The sequence below is a fragment of the Mycobacteroides sp. PCS013 genome, from assembly GCF_049532645.1.
Lineage (GTDB): Bacteria > Actinomycetota > Actinomycetes > Mycobacteriales > Mycobacteriaceae > Mycobacterium > Mycobacterium gwanakae.
Genome location: NZ_CP150131.1, coordinates 4,606,660 through 4,626,761 on the forward strand (window position 1 = coordinate 4,606,660; position 20,102 = coordinate 4,626,761).

The 20,102-nt window shown below is 64.4% G+C and carries 20 protein-coding genes and 1 pseudogene; 13 read left to right on the forward strand and 8 right to left on the reverse strand.

Annotated features, from left to right (window positions below):
- Nucleotides 1–7 precede the first annotated feature (7 nt).
- Together RHO23_RS22925 and RHO23_RS22930 are read left to right on the forward strand one after the other, a co-directional pair.
- Nucleotides 8–493 carry a hypothetical protein gene (locus RHO23_RS22925; RefSeq protein ID WP_064407640.1) on the forward strand — a complete coding sequence of 162 codons (486 nt, stop codon included), beginning with the start codon at nt 8–10 and terminating at the stop codon, nt 491–493.
- A gap of 28 nt (nt 494–521) precedes the next feature.
- Entirely contained in the window at nt 522–1,052 is a 531-nt protein-coding gene (locus tag RHO23_RS22930) for a hypothetical protein (RefSeq protein ID WP_423488401.1), read from the forward strand.
- Here RHO23_RS22930 and RHO23_RS22935 read toward each other — a convergent pair.
- Entirely contained in the window at nt 1,049–2,524 is a 1,476-nt protein-coding gene (locus RHO23_RS22935) for a glutamate-cysteine ligase family protein (RefSeq protein WP_070953136.1), read from the reverse strand. The two genes, RHO23_RS22930 and RHO23_RS22935, sit on opposite strands and share 4 nt — an antisense overlap.
- Before the next feature lie 195 nt (nt 2,525–2,719).
- Between RHO23_RS22935 and RHO23_RS22940 the strand changes: the two genes are divergently transcribed.
- From RHO23_RS22940 to glpK, 8 genes are all read left to right on the forward strand, one after another.
- Nucleotides 2,720–3,019: a hypothetical protein gene (locus RHO23_RS22940; protein ID WP_030095948.1), complete on the forward strand. Its 300-nt coding sequence runs from the start codon at nt 2,720–2,722 to the stop codon at nt 3,017–3,019.
- Nucleotides 3,016–4,173 (forward strand): hypothetical protein, encoded by a 1,158-nt coding sequence (locus RHO23_RS22945; RefSeq protein ID WP_030095947.1) that lies wholly within the window; start codon nt 3,016–3,018, stop codon nt 4,171–4,173. The genes RHO23_RS22940 and RHO23_RS22945 overlap by 4 nt, the downstream gene beginning before the upstream one ends.
- A 38-nt stretch (nt 4,174–4,211) precedes the next feature.
- Nucleotides 4,212–4,841, forward strand: a complete 630-nt coding sequence (locus RHO23_RS22950) for a TetR/AcrR family transcriptional regulator (RefSeq protein WP_081336308.1) — start codon at nt 4,212–4,214, stop codon at nt 4,839–4,841.
- Between the two features lie 178 nt (nt 4,842–5,019).
- A complete protein-coding gene (locus tag RHO23_RS22955) occupies nt 5,020–6,225 on the forward strand; it encodes a lipid-transfer protein (RefSeq protein WP_064407643.1) in 1,206 nt (401 codons plus the stop codon).
- 16 nt (nt 6,226–6,241) lie between these two features.
- Nucleotides 6,242–7,093 (forward strand): MaoC/PaaZ C-terminal domain-containing protein, encoded by an 852-nt coding sequence (locus RHO23_RS22960; protein ID WP_057968984.1) that lies wholly within the window; start codon nt 6,242–6,244, stop codon nt 7,091–7,093.
- Between the two features lie 27 nt (nt 7,094–7,120).
- Entirely contained in the window at nt 7,121–7,999 is an 879-nt protein-coding gene (locus RHO23_RS22965; RefSeq protein ID WP_070953137.1) for an SDR family oxidoreductase, read from the forward strand.
- A gap of 91 nt (nt 8,000–8,090) precedes the next feature.
- Entirely contained in the window at nt 8,091–8,903 is an 813-nt protein-coding gene (locus RHO23_RS22970) for an MIP/aquaporin family protein (protein WP_418026090.1), read from the forward strand.
- On the forward strand, nt 8,896–10,410 hold the full coding sequence (gene glpK / locus RHO23_RS22975) for a glycerol kinase GlpK (protein WP_064407646.1): 1,515 nt from the start codon (nt 8,896–8,898) through the stop codon (nt 10,408–10,410). Before RHO23_RS22970 ends, glpK begins: the two co-directional genes overlap by 8 nt.
- A 75-nt stretch (nt 10,411–10,485) precedes the next feature.
- On the opposite strand, the gene RHO23_RS22980 is transcribed toward glpK, so the two are convergent.
- Nucleotides 10,486–11,214 carry a PadR family transcriptional regulator gene (locus RHO23_RS22980; RefSeq protein ID WP_423488402.1) on the reverse strand — a complete coding sequence of 243 codons (729 nt, stop codon included), beginning with the start codon at nt 11,212–11,214 and terminating at the stop codon, nt 10,486–10,488.
- A gap of 139 nt (nt 11,215–11,353) precedes the next feature.
- Between RHO23_RS22980 and RHO23_RS22985 the strand changes: the two genes are divergently transcribed.
- Nucleotides 11,354–11,728 (forward strand): hypothetical protein, encoded by a 375-nt coding sequence (locus RHO23_RS22985; protein WP_046255452.1) that lies wholly within the window; start codon nt 11,354–11,356, stop codon nt 11,726–11,728.
- 4 nt (nt 11,729–11,732) lie between these two features.
- Nucleotides 11,733–12,992: a cation:proton antiporter gene (locus RHO23_RS22990; protein WP_423488403.1), complete on the forward strand. Its 1,260-nt coding sequence runs from the start codon at nt 11,733–11,735 to the stop codon at nt 12,990–12,992.
- 368 nt (nt 12,993–13,360) lie between these two features.
- On the opposite strand, the pseudogene RHO23_RS22995 reads toward RHO23_RS22990, so the two are convergent.
- Nucleotides 13,361–13,672, reverse strand: a pseudogene (locus RHO23_RS22995) (RDD family protein); the annotation flags it as partial.
- 86 nt (nt 13,673–13,758) lie between these two features.
- Between RHO23_RS22995 and RHO23_RS23000 the strand changes: the two are divergent.
- Nucleotides 13,759–14,751, forward strand: a complete 993-nt coding sequence (locus tag RHO23_RS23000) for a stage II sporulation protein M (RefSeq protein WP_057965852.1) — start codon at nt 13,759–13,761, stop codon at nt 14,749–14,751.
- Nucleotides 14,752–14,754: 3 nt separating this feature from the next.
- Here the strand turns inward: RHO23_RS23000 and RHO23_RS23005 are convergent, their stop codons facing one another.
- The 5 genes from RHO23_RS23005 to RHO23_RS23025 are packed head-to-tail and all read right to left on the reverse strand — an operon-like array spanning nt 14,755 to nt 19,892.
- Nucleotides 14,755–16,104, reverse strand: a complete 1,350-nt coding sequence (locus RHO23_RS23005) for a DUF58 domain-containing protein (RefSeq protein ID WP_423488404.1) — start codon at nt 16,102–16,104, stop codon at nt 14,755–14,757.
- A complete protein-coding gene (locus RHO23_RS23010; protein ID WP_030095934.1) occupies nt 16,104–17,078 on the reverse strand; it encodes an AAA family ATPase in 975 nt (324 codons plus the stop codon). The genes RHO23_RS23005 and RHO23_RS23010 overlap by 1 nt, the downstream gene beginning before the upstream one ends.
- Nucleotides 17,075–18,235 carry a DUF4350 domain-containing protein gene (locus RHO23_RS23015; RefSeq protein WP_423489283.1) on the reverse strand — a complete coding sequence of 387 codons (1,161 nt, stop codon included), beginning with the start codon at nt 18,233–18,235 and terminating at the stop codon, nt 17,075–17,077. The genes RHO23_RS23010 and RHO23_RS23015 overlap by 4 nt, the downstream gene beginning before the upstream one ends.
- Entirely contained in the window at nt 18,217–18,864 is a 648-nt protein-coding gene (locus RHO23_RS23020) for a DUF4129 domain-containing protein (protein WP_423488405.1), read from the reverse strand. The genes RHO23_RS23015 and RHO23_RS23020 overlap by 19 nt, the downstream gene beginning before the upstream one ends.
- Nucleotides 18,864–19,892, reverse strand: a complete 1,029-nt coding sequence (locus tag RHO23_RS23025; RefSeq protein ID WP_070916827.1) for a glycerophosphoryl diester phosphodiesterase membrane domain-containing protein — start codon at nt 19,890–19,892, stop codon at nt 18,864–18,866. Before RHO23_RS23025 ends, RHO23_RS23020 begins: the two co-directional genes overlap by 1 nt.
- Nucleotides 19,893–20,102 lie beyond the last annotated feature (210 nt).

Here is a 20,102-nt window from a genome sequence, read left to right on the forward strand (position 1 = left end):
GCTGGGGATGTCGGTTGTGGCCAATGCTGAGCCGCCTAAGAGCCCGTATCCGGATCTGGGTCGATACGCCAAGGTGGACTTCGAGAGTTACCGCCTGTCGCCTGATGATGACGATTACTGGTTCAGCACGTCTGCCGGACTGAACTGTGGGATCTGGGCGGACGGCAGTTTTGGGTGCACCGGCGCGATACCGGGTGCTCCGGCAGGAGCCAATCAGATTGGCTGGTTCCAGGGGGACTGGCAGCCACACTTCGATGAAACGCAGCAGCCGAGATTCGTTAACCCTCAGGGGCGCGCGCAACGAGTTATTCCGCGCCACAGCTACATCGTGGTGAATCAGTCGGCCGCCTCGGTGACGTGCGCGGTTACGGATACCGACGGTGTCTATTGCTTCAAAACAGGCTTCGGGAAGGGTGGAAGTGGCGCCTACGCGGCTGCCCGATTCATCGTGAGCCCGCCGGTGACTTACATCGGTGAGGCACCCGCCAGCTAGGTAAGGCAACCGGGTTAAGGAGGGGTACATGAGGAAAGTAGCTGCATTACTGGGAGTTTCGGCTGTTGCTGCCGGGGTGGTCACCGCTGCTGTCGCGTCCGCAGATCCACAGGCGAATCCGTATCCGGATGTCAGCCGCTACGCGAAGCTCGACACGGAAGGTTTTCGACTCGGATCCGATAGTGACAATCTCTGGTTCAGCACTCCGCGCGGGCTCAACTGCGGGATATGGACCGACGGCAGCTTCGGCTGTAACGGGCCGATTCCGGGTTCTCCGGCAGGTACCAATCAGATTGGGTGGTTCGTCGGTGACAGTCAGCCGCACTTCGATAACACCTCGACAATAAGATTCGTGAATCCCGCTGGGCTGCAACAACGTACGCTTCCACGCAATAGATACATCGAATTGGGGAAGACGGTCTGCGCCGTGAGCGACAACGACAGCGTCTATTGCGGGTGGACCCAATACCGATACGGGAGTTCGAACGACACGAGCCAGTTCATTATCGGCCCCGACAACACCTTCCTAGGCGCACCGCCGTCGAAGGATGGCGGCTAGATCAGCTTCCAAGTGTGCACCGGTTCGTTGGAATGCATGTGTTCGCAATACATCCGGAGCATCTCGCTGAGCGCCGCCTTGCGAGTCAACCCGCGCTCTTCGAGCGCGCCGACGGTGTGGGTCTGCCAGGCTGCGCCGTTGATGCCCGATTTCGCTCGCGCCTCAATGACCCCGAGGTAACGATCACGCACCTCAGTGGCCACCCCCCAGCGTTGCAATCCTTCGTGTGCCATGGGCAGCAGGTGTCGCAGCGTCAGTTCATCGGCCGTGATCTCGCCGACGCCGGGCCAGTACATTCTGGCTTCTGCGCCACGCCGTGCACCCTCCAGGAAATTGTCATGTGCCGTAGCGAAAGTCATCTTCGTCCAGACCGGACGATCATCCTCGGACAGGGCTCGAAGCGCGCCGTAGTAGAACGCGGCATTGGCCATCACATCGATCACCGACGGCCCGGCGGGCAGCACGCGATTTTCCACGCGTAGATGCGGTGTGCCGTCGACGACGTCGTAGATCGGGCGGTTCCAGCGATAGACCGTTCCGTTGTGCAACCGCAGTTCCTGAAGTCGAGGCGCCCTCCCCGCCGCGAGCTCGGCCACCGGGTCCTCATCGGAGATCTCCGGCAGCAGCGATGGGAAGTAGAGGACGTTCTCTTCGAACAGGTCGAAGATCGAGGTGATCCAGCGCTCGCCGAACCACACCCGTGGGCGCACCCCTTGCACCTTGAGTTCCTGGGGACGGGTGTCGGTGGACTGCGTGAAGAGCTCGATGCGCGTCTCCGCCCACAGGGACTTGCCGAAGAAGAATGGTGAGTTGGCGGCCAGCGCCAACTGGGGGCCCGCCAGCAGCTGGGCGGCGTTCCAGTTGGCGGCGAAGTCGTCGGGGGCCACCTGCAGATGCAGCTGCATACTGGTGCACGCCGACTCCGGGGCGATGGACGGCGACCTGACGCTGAGCCGTTCTGCACCGGTGATGTCGATCTGCATGTCCTCACCACGGGCGTTGAACACCGCGTCGTTCAATGCCCGGTATCGGGAGGACGGGCTCATCCACGCGCCGTCCAGATGTTCGGGCATGACCGTTGGCAGGATGCCGATCATCACGATGTGGGCGCCGCGCTCGCCGGCCCGCCGCTCCGCCGCGTTCAGGCTCGTGCGCACGTCGTCTTCGAGTTCCAGGGCCGCCGAGCCGGGGAGTGCGCGGGGCGGCACATTGAGTTCGATGTTGTAGGCGCCCAGTTCCGTCTGAAAGGCCGGATCGGCGATCGACGCGAGGACTTCGGTATTGGTCATCGCCGGCTGGTAATTGCCGTCGACGAGGTTGAACTCGATCTCCATGCCGGTCAGCGGTCGTTCGAAGTCGAATCTGGACTCCGACAGCATGGTCTCGAACACGTCCAGACAGTTCTGCACCTTGGTGCGATAGGCCCGGCGGTGCTCACCGGTGAACTGGGTGCGTGCGACTTCGTCGCCCATGGGTCGTATTCTTCCCCACCGGGGGGCTAGGACCTGGTGATTCGCCCGTACGCGGCCCCGGACGATTCGGCGAAAAAAGGTTGAAAAACATGGAACCAAATCAGCAGCAGCGCCGTCGTATCTGATCAGAGGCACAATCTGGCGACGAACCGCGCCATCGTGTGCGCGTGGGACCGGTTCCTTGGGGAGGTATCTATGAGCGACATCATGAAGGCCAACGGTGCCGAGATGGCTCGGCTGGCGAGTCGCGTCGCAGGACGTGCGAAGGATGCGTTTCCCGATGTTGATTTCGAGGCGGCGGCCAACGCGGTTGCCGGTACCGAGTTCGCTGAGGTGCTGCGGGCCGTCAGTGCGGCACTCAAACGCGCCGGGGGCGGTGCGTCCGAACGCATCGAGGGCATTTCACACTTTGTTCAGACCAGTTCGGGCTCGTTGACGGGCCAGGACGCCGCTAACGGCAGGCAGGTCACCAGGGCCGGAGAGGTCAGGCTGTGAGACCGACGATTTCGCAGCTACGTGGGTGGGATGTCGCCAACCTGGACGCTGCCGCAAAGGCCATCGAAGATGCCAGCAAGAACCTAGACCTGTCCATCGACGGAGTGGTCCGCGATCTGGACTCGGCAGAGTCGTTCTGGAAGGGCAAGTCCTTCGCGGCGGCGTATGACCAGGCATCGAGCGAGCAGTCCTCGACCAACCGGCTCTCATTCGCGATCGGCAATGTGGCCGAGGCGGTCCGTGGCGGGCACTCGGCACTGACTGCGGCGCGTGACAAGGTGATGGCGCTGGTGGACGAGGCCAACGCGAAGGGCCTGCAGGTTGCCGACGACGGCACGGTCACGGCTCCGCAGGGCAACAGGGATCTGCAGGCCGAGGCCCGCCGGCTGACCGATGCGATTCGTCAGGCCCTGAAGTCGCTTGAGGAAGCCGATCGCGCCTCGTCGAATGACCTGCGCAAGGCATCGGAGACGGTCGACGCGGAGCACAAGGCGGCCAGCACGCAGCCCGCGGCGTTCGTACCGGCCAGCAGTGGCGGTGCGGCAAGCGGCTCGATGCGGGCCGGCAGCAGTGGATTCGGTGGCGGCAGCGGCGGTGGCGGCGGTTTCGGTGGGGGCCATGGTGGCGGCAGCGGGGGCGGCCACGGTGGCGGCGGGGGCCATAGCGTGCCCGACGGGAGCTACTCCAACACCGGTGCTCCGTCGTTGCGTCCGTCGGGTCCGTCGGTGTTCATGAATCTGGACGCCGGTCAGATGGACGTCGCGCGCAAGATCATCGAAGAAGGTCTGCGTCGGGGGCTTTCGCCCGAGGCGATTCAGATCGCGTTGGCCACCGCACTCACCGAGTCCGGCTTGCGCAGCCTCGCGAACTCCTCGGTTCCCGACTCGATGATGCTGGCCAATGACGGTGTGGGACATGACCACGACTCGGTGGGTCCGTTCCAGCAGCGTCAAAGCTGGGGTGCCACAGCCGATTTGATGGATCCGACGAGGTCGGCGGGCAAGTTCTACGACCAGTTGGTGAAGGTGTCCGGCTGGCAGGACATGAGTGTTGCCCAAGCCGCGCAGTCGGTTCAGCGCTCCGCCTTCCCTGACGCGTATGCGAAGTACGAGGCGCAGGCCGCGCAGATCTTCCACCAGGTCACCGGCCGATAGTCGCGTTGCCCGTCGGCTGACTGTGGTGCAATGTGGGCATGGCCACGCCGCGACGCACCCAGGAGGAACGTTCGGCGGCGATGCGTTCCCGCTTGCTTGAGGCGACCATCGACTGTCTCGTCGAGTTCGGGTATTCCGGCACCACCACTTCGCGTATCGCGAGTCGCGCCGGTGTCACGCGCGGTGCGCTGATCCATCACTTCCAGTCGAAGTCGGAACTGATGGCTGAGTCGGTGCGCCATCTCGCGTTCAAGCGCACCCAGGCGGTGCTCGAAGAGCTGATGGCCATGGATCAATCCGCCGACTCTGTTGAGCGGTATCTCGACGTGCTGTGGCGGATTCATCAGGGGCCGTTGTTCACCGCGGTGGTGGAGCTGCTTATCGCGGCGCGGACCGAGCCTGACCTGCGTGTGCACCTGGACCAGTTCGAAAAGATGGTGCTGCACAATCTGTCGGCGTTGCATGTACTCGACGACGAGGATCCGACGTCTCCCCGAGATCGGCGTGACTTCGGTCTGCTGGCCATGGACATCATCCGCGGCATCCTGGTCAGCAGCTTGACCGCGTCTCAGGAAACCCGCGACCGTCGCTGGTCCAGGGCCAAGCAGATGCTGGAGCTGCGGCTTCGGGCGCCGCAGCTCGATACGCAAAAACAAACTGTCCTGTAGGTAAATGCCCGGGGTGATTCCGGGCAAGTTTTATGCACGTTCACCAAGTTAATCGTTCCATGGACCAGGCCTTCTTCGGGTTGACGATACATCTGTACCGGACCCTTACATTCAGGATAGAACGTATGTTACGTTGACGAAGCCCCCATCGAAGTGCGCGCAAAAGGAGCTTGGAACGATGCCCCCAAAGGCCCCCGAAAAGGTTTTCGTCATCGGCGTCGGGATGACGAAGTTCGAGAAACCCGGACGACGTGAGGGCTGGGACTACCCGGCCATGGCCAAGGAATCGGGCACCAATGCCCTGGCCGATGCCGGCATTGACTACGACAAGGTGGAAGCCGCCTATGTCGGGTACTGCGCGGGGGAGTCCACCTCCGGTCAGCGTGCCGTCTATGAACTCGGCATGACCGGCATCCCGGTCACCAACGTCAACAACAACTGTTCAACCGGCTCGACCGCGCTGTTCAATGCGGCGCAGGCCATTCGCGGTGGACTCGCCGATGTCACGCTGGCGCTGGGATTCGAGAAGATGCAGCCCGGATCGTTGGGCGCGACCTTCACCGATCGCGAGCAGCCCATGCAGCGGCACATCGAAGCCCTCGCCGGGTTGTTCGATTTCGCCTTCCCGCCTGCGCCCTGGATGTTCGGCGCCGCCGGTCGTGAGCACATGCAGAAGTACGGCACCACCGCCGAGCACTTCGCCAAGATCGGTTACAAGAACCACAAGCATTCGGTGAACAACCCTTACGCGCAGTTCCAGGAGGAGTACACCCTTCAGGACATCTTGGACGCCAAAGAGATCTACGCACCACTGACCAAACTGCAGTGCTCGCCGACCTCCGACGGATCGGGCGCGGCCATCTTGGCCTCGGAGCGGTTCGTCGAGGCCAACGGGCTCGGTGACCGTGCCGTGGAGATCGTCGGGCAGGCGATGACCACAGACACCCCGGGAACGCTGGAATCCAAGTCGGCGATCACGCTCATCGGATTCGATATGGCCAAGCTCGCTGCGCAGAAAGTGTATGAGCAGGCTCAGATTTCGGCCGACGACGTGGACGTCATCGAGTTGCACGACTGCTTCTCGGCCAACGAACTGATCACCTACGAGGCGTTGGGACTGTGCGCCGAGGGCGAGGGCGGCAAGCTGATCGACAACGGTGACACCACCTACGGCGGCCGTTGGGTGGTCAACCCGTCGGGTGGCCTGATCTCGAAGGGGCACCCGCTTGGTGCGACCGGTCTGGCGCAGTGCGCCGAGCTCACCTGGCAGCTGCGCGGTGAGGCCGACAAGCGCCAGGTGGCCGACGCAAAGGTGGCGTTGCAGCACAACCTGGGCCTCGGTGGGGCGTGCGTGGTCACCGCCTACAAGCCGGCCAACCGCTGAAAGGGGTTGGAAAACAATGGCTGACACCAAATACCCGTTCAACAACGATGGCCTGGACCAGTGGGGCGCCGAGGAGACCATTGAGGTCGACAAGGATCGCCTGATCGCCTATGCCGAGGCCACCAACGACCCGATCGAAGAGCATCGCAAGGGGGAGGTGGCACCACCGGTTTTCGCGGTGGTGCCCATCTTCCAGTCACTCGTCGGAACCACAATGAGTGTCGTTCCCTACCAGTTGATTCCGCGTGTGGTGCACGGCGAGCAGTTCTTCCGGTTCCACCGGCCCATCAAGCCCGGCGACACGCTGGTGGCCAAGTCGAAGATGACCGGCTACGAGGGTATGGAGAACGGCACTCGCGGCACGGTGTATGCCGAAACGCGCGATGCCTCGGGCGATCTGGTCAACGAACAGTACGTGACGTTCTTCTTCCGCAAGTACGACGTGGGTGAGACACGCGGTGTGCTTGGCCCGAACGTTGTGCTGGATGAGGCGATCAAGGCCAACGCGCCAGCCGCCTCCCTGGTACAGCATGTCGATGATGACCAGACGTTCCGGTACAGCCCGGCCTCGGGTGATCCGATGCCGATCCACCTGGACAACGATGCCGCGGTGGCGGCCGGATTGCCCGGCATCATCGCGCATGGGTTGTGCACCATGGCATTTACCTCGTGGGCCGCCCTGACTGAGCTGGCCGACTCACGCACCGAACGTCTCAAGGAGCTGGCGGTGCGCTTCGCCAAGCCGGTGCTGCCCGGGCAGGACATCACCACCAGCTTCTGGAAGAACGGTGCCGCCGGCACCTATTCGTACGAAACGAGCGTCGGCGACGATCTCGTCATTAAAAACGGCCACGCCGTTATCGCCTAAGTCATCGCAGAAGGAGAGGGAATCACTATGGGACAACTTGACGGACGGGTGGCGGTCATCACCGGTGCCGGACGTGGCATCGGCCGTGAGCACGCGCTGCTCTTCGCCAGGGAAGGCGCATCGGTGGTCGTCAACGACCTCGGCGGCGCCAACGACGGTTCCGGATCGGATGCCGGGCCCGCGCAGGAAGTGGTCGATGAGATCGTGGCCGCCGGAGGCAAAGCCGTTGCGAACACCGACAACATCTCGAGCTGGGCCGGAGCCTCGAACCTGGTGAATCAGGCCGTCGAAACCTTCGGACAGCTGGACGCCGTCGTGAACAACGCGGGCATCCTGCGGGACGGCTTCGTCGCGGGCCTTGAGGAGGATCAGTGGGATTCGGTCATCCAGGTGCACCTCAAGGGGCATTTCGCGGTGCTGCGCCACGCAGCCGAGTACTGGAAGGCGCAGTCCAAGGCTGGCGCCGATGTCAAGGCCACCGTGGTGAACACCGCATCGGATTCCGGTGTGACACTGCCGAATCCGGGTCAGGGTAACTATGGTGCGGCCAAGGCCGGTATCGCGGCGCTGTCCTGCGTCGCAGCCGCCGAGCTGGAGCGGTACGGGGTCAAGGTCAACGCGATCGCGCCGGTGGCGCGCACGCGCCTGACGCTGGCTACGCCGGGTATGGGTGCGATCTTCGCGGCGCCGGTGGAGGAGGGGCAGTTCGACATGTTCAGCCCGGCCAACATCTCGCCGTTGGTGGCCTACCTGAGCACGGAGAAGAACCCGTGGACCGGTCAGGTGTTCAAGGTGACCGGTGGATCCATCCAGCGGCTCAAGGGTTGGTCGGTGACCGACACCGCCGAGACCGACGGGCCGTGGAGCATTGACCTGGTGCGCGAGAGCGTCGAGCCCTGGAAGTAGGAGTTTCTTAACGCGAACGGTCCCCCGAAATCGGGGGACCGTTCGGCGTTTTCAGGTGTGTGCGCGGCGGCCCGCCCCTAGATTCGGAGTTATGAGGCACACCGGTCAACTCGCCGCGGAGTTCGTCGGCACGCTGATCTTGATTCTGTTCGGCTTGGGTGTGGTCGCACAGGTGGTGACGGCCGGTAACGAGGACTACGGCAATCACAACTCCATCGCCTGGGCCTGGGGCATGGGAGTCGCCTTCGGCATTTTCGCCGCCGGGCGGATATCCGGCGCGCACCTCAACCCGGCGGTGACGCTGGCGTTGGCGGTGTTTCGTGGATTCCCCTGGAAACAGGTGATTCCGTTCATCCTGGCCCAGACGGCGGGTGCGTTCGTGGCGGCGCTGCTGGTTCGGTGGAACTACGGAAGTGTGTTGTCGGCTGTGGATCCCGGGCACACCATTGCGACGCAGGGGGTTTTCTCGACGCTCCCGGGTAACGGCGCCCTTGACGTGAGCCTGTGGGGCGGCCTGCGCGACCAGATCATCGGCACCGCGATCCTGTTGTTCCTGATCTTCGCCATTTCAGACCGGCGCAATGTCCGTATGCCCGAGTGTCTTTTGCCGTTCGCGATCGGGGCGGTGGTCGTCGGTCTGGGCATGGCATGGGGGTCCATCGCGGGGTATGCGATCAATCCGGCCCGCGATTTCGGGCCCCGGCTGGCGTCTTATCTCACCGGTTTCGATACGGCCTTCCTGGACCAGCACGGCGCCCAGTACTGGTGGGTGCCGATAGTCGGACCACTCGTCGGGGGCCTGTTGGGGGCCGCCCTGTACCGCTATCTCGTGGAAGCATTCCTGTACGCAGACGATTCTGAAACCCAATCACCGTCGCACACCGAGGAGTTCGCCAATGGCTGATTTCGTGGCATCGATCGACCAGGGCACGACCAGCACGCGTGCCATGATCTTCAACCACCGGGGCGAGGAGGTCGGCCGCCACCAATTGGAGCATCAGCAGCTGCTGCCGCGGGCAGGTTGGGTGGAGCACAATCCGGTGGAGATCTGGGAACGCACCTGGTCTGTGCTGGCCACCTCTCTGAACGTGACCGGATTGTCGTCGGGGGATCTGGCTGCCGTGGGAGTGACCAATCAGCGCGAGACCACGTTGGTGTGGAACCGTCATACCGGCCGGCCGTACTGCAATGCCATCGTGTGGCAGGACACCCGCACCGACAAGATCGCGGCGGCGCTGGACCGTGACGGCCGCGGTGACGTCATCCGGGAGAGGGCCGGATTGCCTCCTGCCACATACTTTTCCGGCGGCAAGTTGCAGTGGATTCTGGAGAACATCGACGGTGTGCGCCGCGACGCGGAGAACGGGGATGCGCTCTTCGGTACCCCCGATAGCTGGGTGATCTGGAACCTTACCGGTGGCATCCGTGGCGGGGTGCACGTCACCGACGTGACCAACGCCAGCCGCACGATGCTGATGAACCTGGAGACCCTGGATTGGGATGACGAGCTGCTGTCGTTCTTTTCCATTCCGCGCCAGATGCTTCCGCCGATCAAGGCATCCTCGCCGGTGGAGCCCTTTGGTGTGACGACCCATATGGGGCCGCTGGGTGGTGAGGTGCCCATTGCCGGCGACCTGGGCGATCAGCAGGCGGCGATGGTGGGGCAGGTGTGCCTGAGCCCCGGCGAGGCCAAGAACACCTATGGCACCGGAAACTTCTTGCTACTCAACACCGGTGAAGAATTGGTCCGCTCGCGCAACGGGTTGTTGACCACCGTCTGCTACCAATTCGGGGACAACAAGCCGGCGTACGCGCTGGAGGGTTCCATCGCGGTCACCGGCTCGGCGGTGCAGTGGTTGCGGGATCAGCTCGGCATCATCAGCGGCGCCGCACAAAGCGAGGATTTGGCGCGTCAGGTCGAGGACAACGGCGGGGTGTATTTCGTACCGGCCTTCTCGGGCTTGTTCGCGCCGTACTGGCGTTCGGATGCCCGCGGCGCGATCGTGGGCCTTTCCCGGTTCAACACGAACGCGCATTTGGCGCGCGCCACGCTGGAGGCGATCTGCTACCAGAGCCGCGAAGTGGTCGAGGCTATGGAGGCCGACTCGGGTGTGCACCTGGAGGTGCTCAAGGTGGACGGCGGGATCACCGCCAACAAGCTCTGCATGCAGATCCAGGCAGACACCCTGGGCGTGGATGTCGTCAAACCCGTTGTCGCCGAGACGACCGCTCTCGGTGCTGCCTACGCGGCGGGCTTGGCCGTCGGCTTCTGGAAGGACGTCGACGACCTTCGGCGGAACTGGCAGGAAGACGAGCGTTGGAGCTCCTCGATCAGCGAGGAACAGCGCGCGCATGGGTTCGCCGGCTGGAAGAAGGCCGTGCAGCGCACGCTGGATTGGGTCGAGGTCTAAGTAATTGGCCGAGTGTCGACTTCTCGGGTGAAAGTTCGAGAGAACAGCCCGAAAAGTCGACACTCGACAGGTGAGCTAGTCGGTTTCGCCCAAGATGCCGTAGATCTGCTTGCGAGCAGAATTGACGATCTCGATGATCCGCTGCTGCTGTTCGGCTGAGGCGGCGTGGGCCGATTGTGCGACCGCGCCCATCAGCTGACCGAGTGCGGAACGAAGATCGAGCACCGATGGGTCGGCGTCCTCATTGATCTTGTCCCAGGGCGGGGTGTCGAGTTTGGCCGCGCCCGCTTTGCCTTCTTCGGTGAGCTCGAACTGCTTGCGGCTGCCGCTGCCCTCGGCCTCGACGATGAGGCCCTCGTCAACGAGCAGTTGCAGTGTCGGGTAGACCGAACCGGGGCTTGGCCGCCAGATGTTGTTACTGCGTTCGGCGATCTCACGGATCATCTCGTAGCCGTGCATCGGGCGTTCGGCGAGCAGCGCCAGGATGGCGGCCCGGACGTCGCCGCGCTGGCCACGTCCCCGTCCGCGTCCACGCGGCTGGTCACCGAAACCGAATCCGAAACCAGGGCCGAAGCCCGGACCGAATCCGCGTCCAAACCCCGGCCCGAACCCGCGGTCCATGAACGCGCCGGGTCCGCGTCGCCCAGCCCAGGCTTGATCCTGGAACTCGCCGCGCGAATCGCATTCGTGACGACGACCGCCGTGGCGCCGACCTGGTCCGCGACGTGTGGGGTCGAAACCGAATCCGAAACCAAATGGTGTGTCGGGCCGAAACTGTTCGGCCCTTTCCTCATGGGAAGTCATGTGTATCTCCTTGTGCTTGGGGGAAGACGTTCTCGCCTCTCGATATATAACGATATATCGGAATCGATCGTGATGCAACGAAAACTTTCGGAGACGATTTCGAGAGCTGCTGCCAGCTACGCGCCGTAGGGTGACCGCCATGACGGTGAAGTGGCTGGAACAACCCGAGGACCACGACTACGCGGCGGCCGTGGATTACCTGACGCTCGTCGGTGAGGCCGATGTGGTGAAGCGGACCGTGAAGGCGCTGCGCAATGCGACGCTGGAGTACCGCAAGGCCAAGGACATTCTGCGGGCGGCTCACCTGGAGATGCTTCCCAAGACCAACGCTCACGTGGCGCGCGACCTTGCGAAGATCGCCAAGGACAAGGCGTTGTCCCCCATCCTGCTGGTCCGGGGTGACGCACGTTCCGGGGCGCGGCTGGAGATCGCCGACGGCTACCACCGGGTCTGCGCCAGCTACATATCCGACGAAAATACCGATATCCCCTGCCATTTGGTTTCCTGGCAGTAGCTCCATGAGCGGATTTGGATTTCCGACCCTGGCGATCGTCGTCGTCGTCGGAATGGTCGGGCCGCTGCTCGCACTCAATACGCGGCTGCGGATCCCTGTCGTCATCGGCGAATTACTAGCCGGAATCATCGTCGGCCGCACCGGATTTGGCTGGATCGATGCATTCGATCCTACGTTCAAGATGTTCGCCGACGTCGGATTCGCGCTGGTCATGTTCGTCGCCGGCACGCATGTGCCCATACGCGATAAGACAATGGTGGCCGCACTGCCCAAGGCGGCCCTGCGCGCCATCGTGGTGGGCGCGGTCGGTGCGGTGTTGGGAGTGTTGCTGGCCAACGCGTTCCACACCGGACATGCACCGCTGTACGCGGTGCTCATCGCGTCCTCCTCGGCGGCGCTGGTATTGCCAATCATCGACTCGCTGAGCCTGGAAGGGCCCAAGGTATTGAGCACCACCGCGCAGGTGGCCATCGCCGATACCGCATCGATTGTTCTGTTGCCCTTGGTTATCGACCTCAAGCACGCGCCCCGGGCGGCCGTCGGTGCGGTGGCCGTGGCGGCCTGCGCGGGCATTGTTTTCGTGATCCTGCGCGCGCTCGATCAGGCCGGAAAGCTTGACCGGTTCCACGATTATTCAAAGCAGCGCCGGGTGGCCATGGAGCTGCGGATCAGCCTGGCCATCGTCTTCGGGCTGGCGGCGCTGGCCGTGGAGACCCACGTGTCGATCATGTTGGCCGGGTTCGCACTGGGCCTGGTCGTCGCGGGCATCGGGGAGCCGCGCCGCCTTGCCAAGCAGCTGTTCGGCTTCACCGAAGGCTTCTTCTCGCCACTGTTCTTCGTCTGGCTGGGGGCTTCCCTGCACGTGCGCGAGCTCGGTGAGAACCCCAAGCTCATGCTGCTGGGGCTGGGCCTGGGTGGCGCGGCCGTGTTGGCACATATGGTCGGCCGGATCTTCGGACAGCCGGTATCGCTGGGTGCGTTGGCGGCGGCTCAGCTCGGCGTGCCCATCGCGGCGGCCGCGATCGGTGAACAGCAACAATCATTACTGCACGGTGAGGCCGCGGCACTCATCTTGGGGGCGCTGGTCACGATCGTCGTGGCAACGCTAGGCGGCTCGCTCTACGCGAAGGCATCTACCCGGAATCAGCCAGGGGTGGCGAAACCTGAAGGCCCTCGCGGAGACTCGGAGGGTTCTGACGCTGCCGATGCTGCGGGTGGTCCGGCCCAGTCCGCCGGTGGGACAGGCGACGGCGCTGCAGGGTAGGCGGGCTGCATGTGTTCCAGCGCGCGAAGGTGACGTTCGGCGAGCACCGCGGCCAGCATGAACTGTGGAGGCGTGCCGGGCGGCGGTGGCGGTGCGATGCTGGCAAGCACATCGGTGGAGATCTGATAGAGCATCTGGTCGCGCGTTTGTGGCGCCAATTGCCCTGCGCGGTTGAGGAATTGGCGGGCAAGATTCGCTTGTTCGGTGGTGAGCCCCGACAGCTGTAGCGTCTGCGCCCATTCGGCCAGCGGTGGTGGCATCACCGGTGGCGGAGGTAGTTTGGGACCACGCTCGCTGATCACCATGGTGCCCGCGAAGATGTCGCCCAGACGTTTACCCTTGGCCGACACCAAGCTGCTGATCACGGCGGGTGCGCCCATGAACATGAAGATCTCGACCACGGCCGCAAGGGCGCGGATGACGGCTTGCCGCAGGCGTTCCGGGCCTCCGTCGTCGGATACCACCCGCAATCCCATGGCCATCTTGCCCAGCGAGCGTCCCCGGGTGGACATCTCCCAGATGACGGGATAGCCGACGAGCGCCAGCACGGAGTAGGCGATGCTGAGCGCGCCGGCCAGCGCCTCGTCGAACTGCGAGAGCGAGAACGCGACGACGAAGATTCCGGCATACAGCAGGATCACCTGCACGAAGATGTCGATGAACGCGGACACCACCCGCACCGGAAGCTGGGCCACCTTGACGTCCAAGACAACCGCGTCACCCGTCACCAACTCGGACATCACTCGAGACTACTAGTATTTGCCAGATGGACGTGGACGCATTTGTCGCCACTCACCGGGGGACATGGGACCGGCTGGAGCTGCTGCTCAAGCGCAGGCGCAGCCTGAGCGGTCCAGAGATCGATGAGCTGGTCGAGCTGTACCAGCGGGTGTCGACGCACCTGTCGACCGTGCGGTCGTCCTCCGGGGATCCGGCATTGGTCGGGCGGTTGTCCAACCTGGTTGCCCGGGCACGTTCGGCCGTCACGGGAGAGCACGCCCCGCTGTGGCGTCACTTCATCCGATTCTGGACGGTGTCCTTTCCCGTGGTCGCCTACCGGAGCTGGCGGTGGTGGCTGGGCGCGACGGTCGCCTCGATGGTGGTGGCAGTCGCCGTCGGCATCTGGGTGATGCACTCCGCCGAGCTGCAATCGGTGATCGGAACACCCGATGAGATCGCGCACCTGGTAAACGAGGACTTCGAAAACTATTACAGCGAGCATCCGGCCGCGGCCTTCGCGCTGCACGTGTGGATCAACAACTCGTGGGTGGCGGCGCAGTGCATCATTTTCGCCGTGCTGCTGGGCATTCCCATCCCGTTCGTCTTGTTCATGAATGCGGCGAATGTGGGCGTGGCCGGTGGTTTGATGATCGCGGCGGGCCGCGGCGATGTGTTCTTCGGCCTGATCCTCCCGCACGGTCTCTTGGAGCTCACGGCGGTGTTCTTGGCCGCGGGCGCGGGAATGCGCCTGGGATGGAAGGTTATTGACCCCGGCGATCGGCCCCGTGGACAGGTGCTGGCCGAGCAGGGCCGCGCCGTCATGTCGGTGGCGGGCGGACTTGTCGGGGTACTGCTGGTGAGCGGTCTCATCGAGGCGCTGGTCACCCCGTCGCCGTTGCCCACATTCGCACGTGTGGCAATCGGGGTGATCGCGGAGGCGCTGTTCCTGGCCTATGTGGTGATTCTCGGTCGCCGCGGGGTGGCCGCCAACGAATCCGGCGATATGGAAGACGCTCCCGACTACGCTCCGGCTTCCTGAGCGCTACAGGCGTCCGGACGCCTTCAACGACAGATACCGGTCGGCAAGAGCGGGGGCGATCTCGTCCGGCGGGGCGTCGACGACCTCGACACCCTGACGGCGCAACAAGGTGACGATGCGCCGGCGTCCGCCACGGGTACGTTCGGCAGCGGCCGCGTCGTAGACCTGCTCGACGTCCAGTGTCCTGATATTTCCTAGCCCCGTGGAGTTCTCAGGCATCACCATGTCCTCGACACGTGGATCGCTGACCGCGGCCACCAGCAGATGGTGATGGCTGGTTAGCTGGGGAAGCAGCGGTAGCAGGCCCTCCTCCAGCGCCTCGGGATTCAGGTCGGTGAGCAGCACGATGAGCGAGCGATGACGGGATTTACGACGAATGGTGGCCACGAGATCGCGGGCGTCGGATTCCACAAGCGACGATTCCAGCGGCGCCATCGCGTTGACCACCAGCGGAAGTAGTTCGTTGCGCGATGCACCGGACACCTGCGAGCGCACCGCGCGGTCGTGCGCCAGGAAGTCCACGCGATCTCCGGCGCGAGATGCCAATGCCACCAACAGCAATGCGGCGTCCATCGCCCAGTCCAACCGCGGCCACCCGGAGGGATCACCCGATGTCGGGTCGACGCCGATGCGTCCCGCCGAGGTGCGACCGGTGTCCAGCACCACGAGGATGCGGCGGTCTCGTTCCGGGCGCCAGGTGCGTACCACCACGTCATTGCGCCGGGCGGAGGCACGCCAGTCGATGGACCGGACGTCATCGCCCACGACATACTCACGCAGCGAATCGAATTCGGTGCCCTGGCCCCGGATGAGCACAGGGATGGCGCCTTCGAGTTCGCGTAACTTGGCGAGGCGGGACGGCAGATGCTTGCGGCTCAGGAACGGTGGCAGCACGCGCAGCTGCCAGGACACGTCGTGACGTCCCTGCCGCCCGGCCAGCCCCAGTGGTCCCACCGTACGCACGGTCACGATGGCCGGCCGGTGATCGCCACGACGTAAGGGGTGCAAGGAGGTAACGATCTGTGTGCGTTCGCCATTGCGCAGATTCAACCGGTGTGCTCGCGGTGTGGCACGCATGCTCGGTGCCCAACTGTCTCGGACCGATCCGCGTACCCGGCGGCCCGGATTCTGGATCTGCAGGGCGATGTCTGCGGATTCACCAAGCCGGATGGAATCCGGCCCCGACCGGACAAAGGTGAGACGGCGCGGGCTGGCGGCGGCGACGATATCGATGACGATCAATACCGCGAGCGCCAGGAGTAGCAGCCAGAACAGCCGAACCGGCCACGGCGACACCAGGATCAGCAGCGCGCCGAGCAGCGCCGCCAATCCCGCGCGTCCGGTGAGAATCACTAGCGCGGCACCGGAACCGTGACGAGGATGCCGTCGAGCACACGATCCGAGGTGGCGCCCTCCAACTCCGCCTCGGGGCGCAGGCCGATGCGGTGACGCAGCGTCGGACGCGCCATCGCCTTGACGTCGTCCGGAGTGACATAGTTGCGGCCGGACAGCCACGCCCACGCACGGGATGTCGCCAGCAGGGCCGTCGCCGCGCGCGGGGAGGCGCCCAGCTGCAGCGAGGGCGACTGGCGGGTGGCGCGGATGACGTCGACCACGTAGGCGAGCACCTCCGGGGCCACCAGCACGCGGCCCACCGCGGCGCGTCCAGCCTCCAGGTCGGCGGCAGAGGCGACCGGAGTGACATGGGACAGGTTGCGGGGGTCGAATCCGTGCGCATGCCGCTCCAGGATGGCGATCTCCTGATCACGTTCCGGCAGAGACACGTTGAGCTTCATCAGGAAGCGGTCCAACTGAGCCTCGGGCAGTTGATAGGTGCCCTCGTATTCGATGGGATTCTGGGTCGCGGCGACGATAAAGGGATCGGGGAGCGGCCGTGGAGTGCCATCGACCGTCACCTGACGCTCCTCCATGGCCTCCAGTAGTGCCGCCTGCGTCTTGGGCGGGGTGCGGTTGATCTCGTCGGCCAGCAGCAGATTGGTGAACACCGGACCGGCCCGGAACTCGAATGCTGCGGTGCGTGCGTCATAGACCAGGGACCCGGTGACGTCACCCGGCATCAGGTCGGGAGTGAACTGCACCCGCTTGAACTCCAGGGACAGTGCCGCCGAGAGCGTACGCACCAGAAGGGTTTTCGCGACTCCGGGGACGCCTTCCAGCAGGACGTGCCCGCGGCACAGGAGCGCGACGACCAGTCCGCTGACCACGGAATCCTGCCCCACGACCACGGTGGCGATTTGTTCGCGCAACGCGGCCAGGGCATTGCGCGCGGCGTCCTCAGAGTTCCCGGTGGTGGTTGCCTGTGTCACGATTCGCGTACCTGCCTTTCCAGAAGATCCAGTTGTCGAGTCAGATTGGTGAGCTGTTGGTCGTCCGACGGGACGGGGCCGAACAGCACATGGTGAATCTCGATGGGGTTACGGCCTATTCGCGAAGCGACGGTGGTGGTGACGACCTGCGGCGTCTCGTCGACCGGGAGGCCGAGCCGGCGCACGATCCGGTAGGTGGCGGCCTCGCGCAACGATGCGGCGGCGAGATCGCGGGCACGGCGCGACCGGTAGAGGCGCCCGCGCCCCTCGGTGGTTTCCGAAGCGCGCACGATCACCGGGAGCTTTTCGGCGACCACGGGCCCTAGGCGGCGGCCCCGCCAGAGAGCGAGCAGCAGTACGACGATGCAGAGCTGCCAAATGGCCATGCTCACTTGGTCGGGGATCAGATCGCCCATCGATTTCGGTTGGGCGCTGGTGCCCACCTTCGGCCGTTCGGGGACGTACCAGACCAGGTGCGAGGAGCGGCCAGCCAGATTCATGGCCAATGCCGCATTGCCCTGCTTGGCCAGTTGCAGGTTGGATAGCAGGGTGTCATCGCCCAGCACGGTGATGGTGCGGGTGCCCTCGGGATAACGCAGCAGAGTGCCGCCGTAGCAGCTAATTTGGCCGGGACCCGGGTTGGTGAATGTGTAGGTGGGGCCGATGTATGTCTGAATGGTCCCGGCCCGCTGAGCTTCCCGGAGATCGCAGTCGGGTTCGACGATCTCATCGCTTTGGTATGAGGTGATGCGTGCCTGCGAGGCCAGCCGCTCACGGGTCGCGGAGTACGGCGCCAGCAGCAGACGATCCCCGGGAATCGCAACCAGAGAGTCCAGTATCTCGTCGGTGAGATTCCCATTGTCCAGCACCATGAGCTGGCTGTCGGGTCGCATCGCGGCACGGACCTCGGCGATGGTGGTGGCGCGTGTGACGGTGACACCGCGGTCGCGCAGCAGTTGCGCGAGAGCGTGCCCGCCCCGCTGGGTCACGGCTTCGGGGTCGAGATAGCCCTCGGGCCGAGGCGATTTGGTGACCAGTAGACCCGTGACGACGATGGCGACCAATGCGGTCAGGATCCATGCCCAGGTGCGCCAACGGTCCCGGAGACGGGGAGAGGTGGCGGTGCTGGTGCTGGTGGTCACCGCACCGCCTCCCAGCCCGTCATCGCGCCCGGTTCTGTGGATGTCAACAGAACCGGGGCATCGCGGATATGGTCGTCCAAGTCGGCGATCTTGCGATAGGACTGTTCGGTACCGGGGCGTTCGCCGTAGCTCACGTCATTGAAGATTTCGGCACTCGATCGGAATTCTGTTGCCAGTGAGGGTAATTCGCGTGATGCGTCGGCGGCTAGCTCGTTGGCGGTACGTCCCGGCACCGGGGTGAGGATCGTGCGTTCTTCGAGTTGGCGTGCCACGGCGCGCAGCCGGTGCCGGATTGCCGAGGCCCAGTCACCTTGGGATGCGGCGAGTTCGGCCGCCGCTCGATGCTCCGCCGCGGTGAGCTCGGCTGATTCGAAGAGCCCGAAATCCGCGCCGCCCTTGGTCCGGATGGCGCGGCGGGCGATGCGCACCAACAGCACCACGACGGCGATGACGATGAGCGCGGTGACGACGATGGTGAACCAGCCGCCGGGAACCTCGCTGGCCCGGAACTCCAGGTAGTTCAGGTGTTCGATGATCCAGTTGACCAGACGGTCCAGTGGCGAGGGGTGCGCGTAGATCGGTTTGGCGAGTTCGTGTTGGGCCGCCTCGGCCGCTGAATCGCGGTCGATGTCGACGGTCGGCATTACACCTGAACCGGGGGATACGCGGGCAGCCACAACGCATCAGGATCGATGCCGGGTTGTCCGAGGCGCTCACGCGTTCTGGTTTCGGTTTGCAACACGAGATCGAATGCCTCGGTGCGCATTCGCTGATCGGTGTAGAGCAACACGTTCACCGCGGCGTTGAACGGCAGCGTGATGATCTGGGCGACGATGACACCGACACTGGTTAGCGCCAGACCCAGGAGCATTGTCGTGCTGCTGGTATTCGATGAGCCCAGGCCCATGCCGATCTGTCCGCCGAGGCTGAAGGGCATTCCCAGGATGCCGGCCACGATGCCGACGATGATGGATGTGAGCAGCAGAATGCCAAGGAGGCGCCAATAGCCCTTGCGTACCAAAGATATTGATCGGCCGATTGCGCCGAAGACAGTCTGGCGCTCCAGGATCAAAACTGGGGACGCCAGGGCGAAGACGGGAATGAGATAGAAGTACAGCGCCAGGAAGCCGAACCCGAGCGCGAAGCCCGCCGGTACCGCGCCCCACGGGCCGACGGTGAGGGCAAGCCCGACCACTCCGGCGATACCGATCGCCAGAGGCAGGGTCAGCAGTAGAGCGGAGAGGAACGCCAATCCGATGAGCGCCCAGATGCGGGGTTTGGCACGCTGCCAGGCCGCCGAGGGCGTGGTGTGTTCACCGAATACGGAGCGTCCGACGGTGACTGTCAGCATGCCGCTCAGGACGATGGTGACCAGCATGGTGATCACGTAGCCGATGGCCGCGCCGCCGAAGTATCCGATCCCGAATGCGGCGGCGAACGCGTCGTCACTGTTCGCATCGAAGCCGCCGACACCGCTGAGCAGTCCCAGGATGGGTCCGGCTTGCAACGCGAAGGTGAGCAGCTGGCTGATGACCACGACCACGGCGGTGAGACCAATCGTTGCCTTGGGGTTGGCGCGAATGGCGGCGACGGCCCCGTTGTACAGCGCGGACAGATCCAGCGGGCGCAACGGGATGATGCCGGGTTTCAGTGCCGGTGGCGCCGGTGTCACCCAGTAGGGAACCTGCGGCGGCCCCTGATATCCAGGCGGTGGTGGTTGATACCCAGGGGGTGGCGGCTGGTATCCGAATCCCGGGGGTGGATATCCGTAGGCCGGGGCGGGTGGATAGCCAGGCGCAGCAGGAGGGTAGGCGGGTGGGGGTCCCGGGGGTAGCGGAGACGGAGTGACGCCCCCCTCGTCGTTGCTCATTGCTCCATTTTG

Bases quoted from the DNA above. Each gene is read 5' to 3' on its own strand.
- RHO23_RS22925 (WP_064407640.1), top strand. From the start codon at position 8: ATGTCGGTTGTGGCCAATGCTGAGCCGCCTAAGAGCCCGTATCCGGAT.
- RHO23_RS22930 (WP_423488401.1), top strand. From the start codon at position 522: ATGAGGAAAGTAGCTGCATTACTGGGAGTTTCGGCTGTTGCTGCCGGG.
- RHO23_RS22935 (WP_070953136.1), bottom strand. From the start codon at position 2,524: ATGGGCGACGAAGTCGCACGCACCCAGTTCACCGGTGAGCACCGCCGG.
- RHO23_RS22940 (WP_030095948.1), top strand. From the start codon at position 2,720: ATGAGCGACATCATGAAGGCCAACGGTGCCGAGATGGCTCGGCTGGCG.
- RHO23_RS22950 (WP_081336308.1), top strand. From the start codon at position 4,212: ATGGCCACGCCGCGACGCACCCAGGAGGAACGTTCGGCGGCGATGCGT.
- RHO23_RS22955 (WP_064407643.1), top strand. From the start codon at position 5,020: ATGCCCCCAAAGGCCCCCGAAAAGGTTTTCGTCATCGGCGTCGGGATG.
- RHO23_RS22960 (WP_057968984.1), top strand. From the start codon at position 6,242: ATGGCTGACACCAAATACCCGTTCAACAACGATGGCCTGGACCAGTGG.
- RHO23_RS22965 (WP_070953137.1), top strand. From the start codon at position 7,121: ATGGGACAACTTGACGGACGGGTGGCGGTCATCACCGGTGCCGGACGT.
- RHO23_RS22970 (WP_418026090.1), top strand. From the start codon at position 8,091: ATGAGGCACACCGGTCAACTCGCCGCGGAGTTCGTCGGCACGCTGATC.
- glpK (WP_064407646.1), top strand. From the start codon at position 8,896: ATGGCTGATTTCGTGGCATCGATCGACCAGGGCACGACCAGCACGCGT.
- RHO23_RS22980 (WP_423488402.1), bottom strand. From the start codon at position 11,214: ATGACTTCCCATGAGGAAAGGGCCGAACAGTTTCGGCCCGACACACCA.
- RHO23_RS22985 (WP_046255452.1), top strand. From the start codon at position 11,354: ATGACGGTGAAGTGGCTGGAACAACCCGAGGACCACGACTACGCGGCG.
- RHO23_RS22990 (WP_423488403.1), top strand. From the start codon at position 11,733: ATGAGCGGATTTGGATTTCCGACCCTGGCGATCGTCGTCGTCGTCGGA.
- RHO23_RS23000 (WP_057965852.1), top strand. From the start codon at position 13,759: ATGGACGTGGACGCATTTGTCGCCACTCACCGGGGGACATGGGACCGG.
- RHO23_RS23020 (WP_423488405.1), bottom strand. From the start codon at position 18,864: ATGCCGACCGTCGACATCGACCGCGATTCAGCGGCCGAGGCGGCCCAA.